The sequence below is a fragment of the Corynebacterium sp. genome (assembly GCF_030826625.1).
In the GTDB taxonomy this organism is placed as follows: Bacteria; Actinomycetota; Actinomycetes; order Mycobacteriales; family Mycobacteriaceae; genus Corynebacterium.
Genome location: NZ_JAPJNQ010000021.1, coordinates 20,607 through 29,227 on the forward strand (window position 1 = coordinate 20,607; position 8,621 = coordinate 29,227).

Below are 8,621 nucleotides of genomic sequence, written 5' to 3' on the forward strand. Positions count from 1 at the left end.
GCTCCATTGCTTGAGGCACTGCCAGCGTTGCGTCGGCTCATTCTAGAACGAGCTGACCAAGAAATGGTCCGGGTGCAATTCGACAGCGGGCAAGAGTCGGCAATCCCTCGTTTTCCTGCGCAAGCTATCGACGAAGCCATCACCAATGCCATCATCCATCGCGACTGGCGCACGGAGAAGCCGGTCGTCATCGACCAGTCGCCACGCATCTTGAAAGTGTGGTCACCCGGTCCATTGGTCCCTGGTGTCGACGAAAACCGTCTCCTCACAACACAATCCGTCCCCCGAAACGGACGGTTAATGGCGAGCATGCGTGCGATTGGGCTAGCCGAAGAATCATCTCGCGGTTTTGATCGTATGTGGTTGGCGATGCTGAACACTGGACGTGAAGTCCCAGAAGTAATCGCTACCGACGAATTTGTCGAAATCATTTCTGCCGCTGGAAACCCTGACGTTGCATTCATTCAAGCAATTCACGAACTCACAGCGAGATTCGGCGATGAAATCATCCATAATCTAAACACAATGCTCGTGCTGTGGAAGCTCTGGCACGCACCGCTGATAACCCTCAAGCAAACTGCGCATAGCACCCAAACATCTCAGCTCGAAGCTCGTGAACTATTAAATGCACTCGAAGACTACGGCGTTGTTCAGCGCATAAACAATGCAGATGAATGGGTATTATCCGCGCAGGTGGCACAATTGTCCGGCAAGGATCTGCCCACCGCGGCTGCCAGCGTCCAAGAGCGCATTGAGGCGCAGCTCCAGGACGGCAACTCCGTTGCTGCAGCGGAATTAGCAGAACGTTTCGGCATATCGCGTGGTGAAATCACCAACGTGCTGCGCCATCTGCGCACATTGGGTCGAGCACAAATCGATCCAACTGGTCCACAACGCGGCTCGGGAACCCGCTGGATCGCAACAGCGCCAAACACTCCCCGCTAAGTGTTAATCGCTTGCGGGTAGGCCAGCCCCTTCAACCCCTCAGTACCAAACTCCACGCCGTAACCGGAGGATTTAATACCACCGAACGGCACCCGCGGATCCACCGCACCATGCTTATTAATCCACACCGTGCCAGCCTGCAAACGCGCAGCCACCTCGCGGGCTTTCTGCGCATCCGCCGACCACACCGACGCACCCAACCCCACATCCAAGCTATTGGCCCACTCGATCGCCTGATCCAACTCGGAATAGCGAATCAGCGGTACCGCCGGGCCGAACTGTTCTTGGGCAACCAATGGGTTATCCGGATCAATATCAGCCACAATCGTTACCGGATAGAAAAACCCCGGCGCATCATAATCCGGGTCACCACCAACAAGCACGCGCCCGCCACCATCTTTGGCGGCTTTGACCAAACCATCGACAATGTCGAACTGCGCTTTATTCTGCAACGGGCCTAACACATTATTCTCATCCAGACCATTGCCCATCGGCATGCGCTTGGCCACAGCTACCAGCGCTTCGGCCACCTCATCATAGATCGCATCCGGAATATAGATACGCTTAGCTGCAGCACAGGTCTGCCCAGTGTTGATAAACGCACCCCAGAACAAGTCTTCGGCAATCGCTTCCGGGTCGACGTCGTCAAGTACTACGGCGGCATCGTTACCGCCAAGCTCCAGGGTCAGGCGGGTGATGTTGTTGGCAGAAGCCTCGATGATTTTCTTTCCGGTTTCCGTCGAACCAGTAAACATGATCTTGTCGACGTCCGGGTGCGTGGTCAGTGCTGCACCAACCCCACCATCACCGGTAACGATGTGCAGCACATCCTGCGGCAACACAGTATTCGCGATGGCAACCAGCGCACTGACCGATAGTGGGGTGTAGCCAGAAGGCTTGACGACGACGGTGTTTCCCATGCGTAGTGCTGGGGCGATTTGCCAGATGGTGATCATCATCGGCCAGTTCCATGGACCAATCGCACCGACAACACCCAGCGCGCGGTAGTGCACGGTAGCGGTAATGTCATCATCAACGGCGGTGTAATCCGGTGATTCAAATGAGGCGGTTGCGCGCAACCACGCGGCACACGCGCCGACCTCGAAGCGGGCGTTGGGTCCGTTGAGTGGTTTGCCTTGTTCTTGTGAGAGCAACTTGGCCAGTGGTTCTGCGGCTTCTTCAATGGCATCGGCGAATTTGTTCAGCAGTTCGCAGCGAGCGTGATCGCCTTTCGCTTCCCAGGCTGGTTGCGCAGCACGGGCGGCAGCCACAGCATCGTTGAGGTCGTTGTCGTCGTGGACCTGGTAGGTGCCGACCAGCTCGCCGGTGGCGGGGTTGTGGATCTCGGCGGTGCCATCGCTGTCGCTGTCGGTGGTGATGGCGTCCAGGATGGCGTCGTAAGTGGTCAGGGCATGGGTTTCGGACACGGGAACTCCTTCGATGTGCAAGAAAAGTTTCTATTGTGATCTGAGTCTAAGCATATAGAATGTGTAACCCCGGTGATAGTGTTACGTCTCACAACAGCTTTATGACAGTTAACTCCAAGGAGAACACAGGATGCGCAGATCTACCAAGATCACGCTAGACAGCGTCGAAGATAGCCCAGTGCTAGACCTGCCCCCCGGCGCGCGACGCTACTTTGAGGAATTAGGTGCGCTGTGATGAATGCTGCGAAGGTTAGAGGACCGATGGATTGAAATTGCTGGACTTTCGGGAAGAAACAAAACAAATAACGAAGAGAAAGGAGTGAAATGACCGTATTCTCAATCATTATGACCGTAACATGGCTCCTTGCTGGGGCTGGTGTTCTGGTGATAGGAATAAAGGCAGGTCAGGGGACACTTCGTAAGAATAGTCTGGTTGGCATTAGGACCCCAGAGATGTTGGCTAGTGATGAAGCTTGGCTCAAAGGACATAAGGCCGCGGCAAACTATTTGAAAATCAGTAGCATTCCTTTGTTCGTAGGAGGCGCGGCGTGCCTAGTGGCTAGTGATTCTTTAATCGGTTGGATAAGCATGCCCGTTGTTGTGCTTTTGGTTGGTATGGTGTTGCTCGCGTCTAGAAAGGCTCATGCTGCTATCAAATAGGGATGGGGATATTTCTCTCTGAGAAATCCGCACGCTGAACTACAAACTAATGCAGCCGTCCTTGTCCCACCTCGAACCTTGTTGACACATCAACTACACTGGTTGATATGAAGAAATTCGGATTCCTTAGCTTCGGACATTACAAGTTCCCCGGCCAGCGTGGGCCTAACGCCCAGCAGACCCTCAAGCAGGGGCTGGAGCTTGCCGTGGAGGCAGACAAGATTGGCGTGAATGGCGCGTATTTCCGCGTGCACCATTTTGCCCCACAGGGGGCGGCGCCGATGCCGTTGCTTTCTGCGATTGCCGCGCGAACAAAGCACATTGAGGTCGGTACCGGCGTGATCGATATGCGCTACGAAAACCCTTTCTACTTGGCAGAAGAGGCCGCCGCACTGGATTTGCTTGCCGACGGCCGGGTCGCGTTGGGGGTTTCACGGGGATCACCGGAGCCTGCGCACCGCGGTTGGGAGGCTTTCGGCTACACCGGTTCCGACGATCCGCGCGGGGCAGATCTTGCCCGGGAGAAATTCGCGAAGTTTATGCAGGGCGTACGTGGTGAGGCCGTCGTCAAGTCTGCACAGGATCCGTATCCACCGATTTACCAGCCAGGTACTCCGCTACCAGTGATGCCACATTCGCCTGGTTTGCAGCGCAATATCTGGTGGGGTGCTGGAACGAAGAAAACTGCCGAGTGGGCCGCTGAGCAGGGTGTGAACCTGATGAGTTCCACGTTGCTGACGGAGGCCACTGGTGAAGCTTTTGGTGATTTGCAGGCGGCGCAGTTGCAGGCTTTCCACGAGGCGTGGCGGCAGGCTGGGCATGATTGGACGCCGCGGACGTCGGTGAGCCGCAGTGTGTTCCCGATTGTCAGCGACCGGGATCGTGCATTATTTGGCATGAGTGGCGGGAATGATCAAATCGGCATTATTGATGGTTATGAGTCCACGTTTGGCCGCACTTATGCCGGCGAGCCGGAGCAATTGATCGAGCAGCTCAAAGACGACGCCGCCGTGATGGAGGCGGATACTTTGATGCTAACGATCCCGAACCAGCTGGGTGTGGATCTCAACCTGCGGCTTTTGCAGAATTTCGCCGAGCATGTGGCCCCCGCTTTGGGTTGGGAGCCTGCGAACCGTTAGTTCTTGGCGCCGATTTTTCGCATAGTACGCATCAACTTTTAAACGCAGTGCTGAATATGACCAAGGTTGGCCTGGCTTAAGTTCACAACCTAAGGCTAACCTTTAACTGATTTTCAATAGAGTATTTACTCTATTCCCACTTCCTTGAAAGGATTGCTCTGACTGTGAAAAATAATCGGCGCCTCTGGATGCAGGTAACGGTGGCAGGTTTGACCTCTCTGTCGCTTGGATTCGGCACACTCACTCCCGCACATGCACAGGACTTCACCCCTCCTCCGGCTGCTCAGGAGCCACAAGCCTCGACCGAGGATCAAGATACTTCTCGCGCAGAAGGTCCGAAGCTAACCGGCGTGCTCGCCGAAGGGCAGCTCATCACAGCACAATGGGAACTTGCGCCAGCAGAGTTTCAGACGAGCTATCACCAAGTGCAACTTTTGAAAGTGCAGAACGGAAAACCTGTCACTAGCAAGCCCGTTGTGGATCAATTCGTTGCTGGCAACGCAACACATTATCAGTTCGCAAATGTAGCACCTGGTGATTATGTGGTCCGCGTGTTTGCGGTGCGGGGTGTCGAAAATTCCCAGTTCAGCCAATCACGGATCCTGACCACCACTGACAAGCCACAGGCTCCTGAAGCACCACACAAGCCATACCTACAGCTCAAGAAAGGCCAGACGGCACGCGTCGAATGGGACCGCCGCTCTACAGGCAGCACCCGGATTCACACCTACGTTGTGAAAATGCAGCCTAATGATGGTTCTGGCCCTCTCGAACAAAAAGTTACGGGCACGAGCACGTATCCCGATAACTTCGCTGAATTCCCAAATCTAAAAGCTGGGGTTTCTTACACCGCGACGGTAGAGGCACAAAGTGCGACTGGAAATTCGCGACCTTCCGAAACCAGTGAACCGCTTGTCGTCAGTGAAGATCCCAATCCGCAATTCACAGTCGATACCGACACAATCGACCTCGCCAAAGGCGGTGAATTCACGGTATCCGGTAAAGGATACACCGGTCCGGCTGCACAAGAAGGTGTCTACCTCGTATTTTGGGCTGCTTCTAAGTGGACCCCAGGAGAATTACCGCGCGACATCGAGAAAAAGGGCGTCTCGGTGCACATCAAGCCCGAAGAGATTGTCAATGGCACCTTCACCAAGAAGATTCAGATTAATCCAGGTGAAATCAGCCTCGTGCAAGGCGATTCCTATCAAATAGGCACCCTTGCTGGCGGAAAGATGCTGCCTATTGATCGTCGATTGGACCTCGCAAAACCAGTCAAACTCGCTTCCCAATCACTCGCAGAAGTCCAAGCAAGCGCCAAGAATGACACAGTAACCGCGCGGTGGAAGCTTGCAGAAAATGACAAACGCGGCTCAAGCATTCGCATCACGTTGTACCGAGAAAACGACGGACAGAACACTTATGTCAACCATCTCGACCGTGGTCCACAAATTTCCACCGCTGATTTTGTTGGCCGTCAACCGGGTACGTACCGCGTAGGCGTGAAAGCCAACCTGAACCGCGATGAATTCGGTACGCCAGAATGGACCGAAGAAAAATTCAGCGAGACCGTCACCGTCGTCGATCCCGATGCACCGCAGCCACCAGCAGCGAAGCCTGAAGGTCCAGCTAAACCAGACGTTCCAGCACCAGCTAAGCCTACGCCGCAACCATCGCAGCCAGCACCGTCGGAACCAGCTCCTGCGCCTGCGCCGTCCCAGGATCAAAAACCTTCCAAGCCAGCAAAGCCTGCACCGTCGACCCCAGCAAAGCCTGCACCGTCGACCCCAGCAAAGCCTGGGAAGCAAACACCAGAAAATAAGGCACTGAAAACCCCTGATGCTCCGCGCATCAGCCCGGCATCGGCGAAGGACTATTCCAAGGCCGGTTTGTTCTACTCGCTAGCTGGCTACGAGGACATCACGAAAGTTGAAGCTCGCCTGGTGCCTGTCGACGACAAAGGCAACCAGGAAAGCGATGACTTCATCACCCCAAGCGAAATGGCTAATGGGTACGCTGAGTTCACCGGACTGAAGAAAGGTCAGCGCTACCGCGGTCAGATCAAGGTCATCACCGAAAACGGCGAAACCGAGTGGTCTGCATATTCCGGAATCTTCCTGTCGGAAACACCAGAACAAGGCATCGACCCTGACCTGACCCTGTTCCCAGAAACACCGCTGGATAGCCGGAAAGCAAACACGATCACCGTCAACGGCACCGGCTACTTGAACGGCAAAGAGATGAATCTCTATGTCCTGGAAGACGCCGATATTCCTGAAAACGGAATCTTCAACTCCGACACCGCGAAGAAAGCTCTGGCTTCTACGACGGCTAAGGTCACCAATGGTAAGTTCTCGCAGAACCTGGAAATCCCCGCTAATACGCTGAACCCGAAGAAAAAATACTTCGTGGTAAGCGTCGACAAGCACGGCAACCACGAATATGACTACGGCGTTTTGCTCAAGGTCAAAGACGGGGCAGTTGCCACTCCGACGCTGGATGTTTCTACAACGACGGTAAATGCTGCCACGGGTGGTGACATTACTGTCCGCGGTGCGGGGTTCGTCGGCGAAGGCGCCTCGCAGGGTGTCTACGTTGCGGTGTATAAGAAATCGCAGTGGAACGTCGGCAAGTCCGCACCGGTGGGCCGTCCAGTTGCCGCCGAATGGGTACGAATGAATGAGCTGAACAACGGCAGCTTCGTGAAGACAATCAACATTCCGGGCAACGTTTTGGACCCCAATGAGCAGTATGTGATCGGCACGCTGGCCGCGCATGCGTTGTCGCAAACCAACCGTGAGCTCGATACCTCCCAGGATCTCGTCGTCACCAACGGGCCGGTAGCTCCAGCGGCTCCGGGAACTCCAGGTGCTCCAGGTGTTCCAGAAGCACCAACCAACCCAGGCGCACCAGGCGAAACCCCAGGCCAGGCTCCGGAGATGACTCCACCAAGCAACACTCCGGAAACACAGCCAGAGACGAAACCAGAAACCAAACCAGAGCCGGCACCAAGCATCCCGCCAACCCAAAAGTCGACCAATAATTGGTTCACCGCAATCGCTGCTATCGGCGGAATCGGTTTGGTGTTCGCAGGCATCGGTGCCGCGCTGCAGGGATTGCGTCATAACGTCCCCGTTGTCAATGAATTCCTGACCAACGCGGAACGCTTCTTCCAGAACCTCTTCGGAGGGCGCCGCTAATGCACACGCACACACCAACTGCGGCACCTGCTCGCAGTCAGAAGCGGGCCGGACGCCTGCTGCTCACGGCCTGCCTGGCCGCCGGGGTGCTCAGCGGAACTCTCCACCTCGGTGGTGAGAGTATCGCTGCTGCACAATCTAGCTTTGGATCCAGCAATGCCCCGTGGCAATCCTTCCGTCCTGCTCCCGCGCCGAAGCCTGCACCACAACCACAGCCGGCACCTGCGCCGAAAGATCCGGCTCCACAGCCACTGCCAAAACTGCCGCAAATGCCGCCGGTGCAAGACCCTGCTCAGCCCGAACAGCAACCGAAGGTTGTCGAAAAGATCACTAAGGTTCCGATCTTCAGCCGTGAGCAAAACATCGATTGGCATGAGGTCGGCGGGCAAAAGATCTACGCCGAAGGTGAAGCTTTTCAATTCCTCGAGAATCCCGGAAAGATCACCCCAGGTGCGCGCATCACGAATACCCGGCTGGGATCGTATTGTTCGGTGGGATGGATCGTCGAAAAGAATGGCGAGCAGTTCATCCTGACCGCCGGGCATTGTGGCCGGGAAGGCGATGTCTTCAGCATGGAAGATCCTGAGGGCAGGCAGCACGTGGTGGGAACAATGACCTATTCAGAGTTTCAAAACCACGGCGACATCGGGCGCTACGACAAAGGGCTGATCAAAATCGATAATCCCGCGATGGTTGATGCCCGGGTGCAGCTGTTTTGGAAAAACCAGCAGATGACCACCGCTACGGTGCAGAACACCAACTGGACAGAAGAGCACAAGCCACGGCTGTGCCGAATGGGCGCGCGAACTGGTCTTTCGTGCGGGCCATACTATGGTCTCGGCGCTGACGGGCAGTTGATTTACAACGCGATTTCTCTGCCCGGCGACTCCGGCGGACCGGTTTTTGCCACCCACAACGGCAACGTCTTCCCTGTGGGTATCGTCTCGGGTGGTTTGAAAGAAGATGCTATCCATCAGGTTGCTCAACCGATTGCGCAATTCCTTAACGACGGCGGCTACACACTGCTCTAACTCAGCGCAGAAGCTTTCGGGTTGTCATTAAAATTGGGGTAGTTCCTTCCCAGCCCCACCCCGATTCCAGTACCAGCCATGCCATGATGCCGGGTGGCAACTAAAACAACCACCCGGCCTCCGCCGCGCTTGGCTCTTCATGCTGCAACATGCGCAGGCGGCACTCCTGGTGCAATCTTGTGGCTCCTGATGTTTTTGAAGCCGAGACTTCAGCTACAC

At 55.6% G+C, this 8,621-nt stretch carries 6 protein-coding genes; 5 read left to right on the forward strand and 1 reads right to left on the reverse strand.

Features of this window, described 5'->3' with window-relative positions; translation table 11 throughout:
* Positions 1–72: 72 nt before the first annotated feature.
* Positions 73–945 carry an ATP-binding protein gene (locus tag RCH87_RS04195; protein WP_306515482.1) on the forward strand — a complete coding sequence of 291 codons (873 nt, stop codon included), beginning with the start codon at positions 73–75 and terminating at the stop codon, positions 943–945.
* Here the strand turns inward: RCH87_RS04195 and RCH87_RS04200 are convergent.
* Positions 942–2,372, reverse strand: a complete 1,431-nt coding sequence (locus RCH87_RS04200; protein WP_306515483.1) for an aldehyde dehydrogenase family protein — start codon at positions 2,370–2,372, stop codon at positions 942–944. The genes RCH87_RS04195 and RCH87_RS04200 overlap by 4 nt on opposite strands.
* A gap of 345 nt (positions 2,373–2,717) precedes the next feature.
* On the opposite strand from RCH87_RS04200, the gene RCH87_RS04205 reads away from it, so the two are divergent.
* The 4 genes from RCH87_RS04205 to RCH87_RS04220 all read left to right on the forward strand — a co-directional run bounded on the left by RCH87_RS04205 (position 2,718) and on the right by RCH87_RS04220 (position 8,402).
* Positions 2,718–3,032: an SdpI family protein gene (locus RCH87_RS04205; RefSeq protein WP_284862446.1), complete on the forward strand. Its 315-nt coding sequence runs from the start codon at positions 2,718–2,720 to the stop codon at positions 3,030–3,032.
* Between the two features lie 107 nt (positions 3,033–3,139).
* Positions 3,140–4,171 (forward strand): LLM class flavin-dependent oxidoreductase, encoded by a 1,032-nt coding sequence (locus RCH87_RS04210; RefSeq protein WP_284795392.1) that lies wholly within the window; start codon positions 3,140–3,142, stop codon positions 4,169–4,171.
* Positions 4,172–4,335: 164 nt separating this feature from the next.
* Positions 4,336–7,371 carry a fibronectin type III domain-containing protein gene (locus tag RCH87_RS04215; protein WP_306515484.1) on the forward strand — a complete coding sequence of 1,012 codons (3,036 nt, stop codon included), beginning with the start codon at positions 4,336–4,338 and terminating at the stop codon, positions 7,369–7,371.
* Positions 7,371–8,402: a S1 family peptidase gene (locus RCH87_RS04220; protein WP_306515485.1), complete on the forward strand. Its 1,032-nt coding sequence runs from the start codon at positions 7,371–7,373 to the stop codon at positions 8,400–8,402. Before RCH87_RS04215 ends, RCH87_RS04220 begins: the two co-directional genes overlap by 1 nt.
* The last annotated feature ends 219 nt before the right edge of the window (positions 8,403–8,621 follow it).

Coding starts and splice junctions, on each gene's coding strand:
- RCH87_RS04205 (WP_284862446.1), top strand. CDS start 2,718: ATGACCGTAACATGGCTCCTTGCTGGGGCTGGTGTTCTGGTGATAGGA.
- RCH87_RS04210 (WP_284795392.1), top strand. CDS start 3,140: ATGAAGAAATTCGGATTCCTTAGCTTCGGACATTACAAGTTCCCCGGC.
- RCH87_RS04220 (WP_306515485.1), top strand. CDS start 7,371: ATGCACACGCACACACCAACTGCGGCACCTGCTCGCAGTCAGAAGCGG.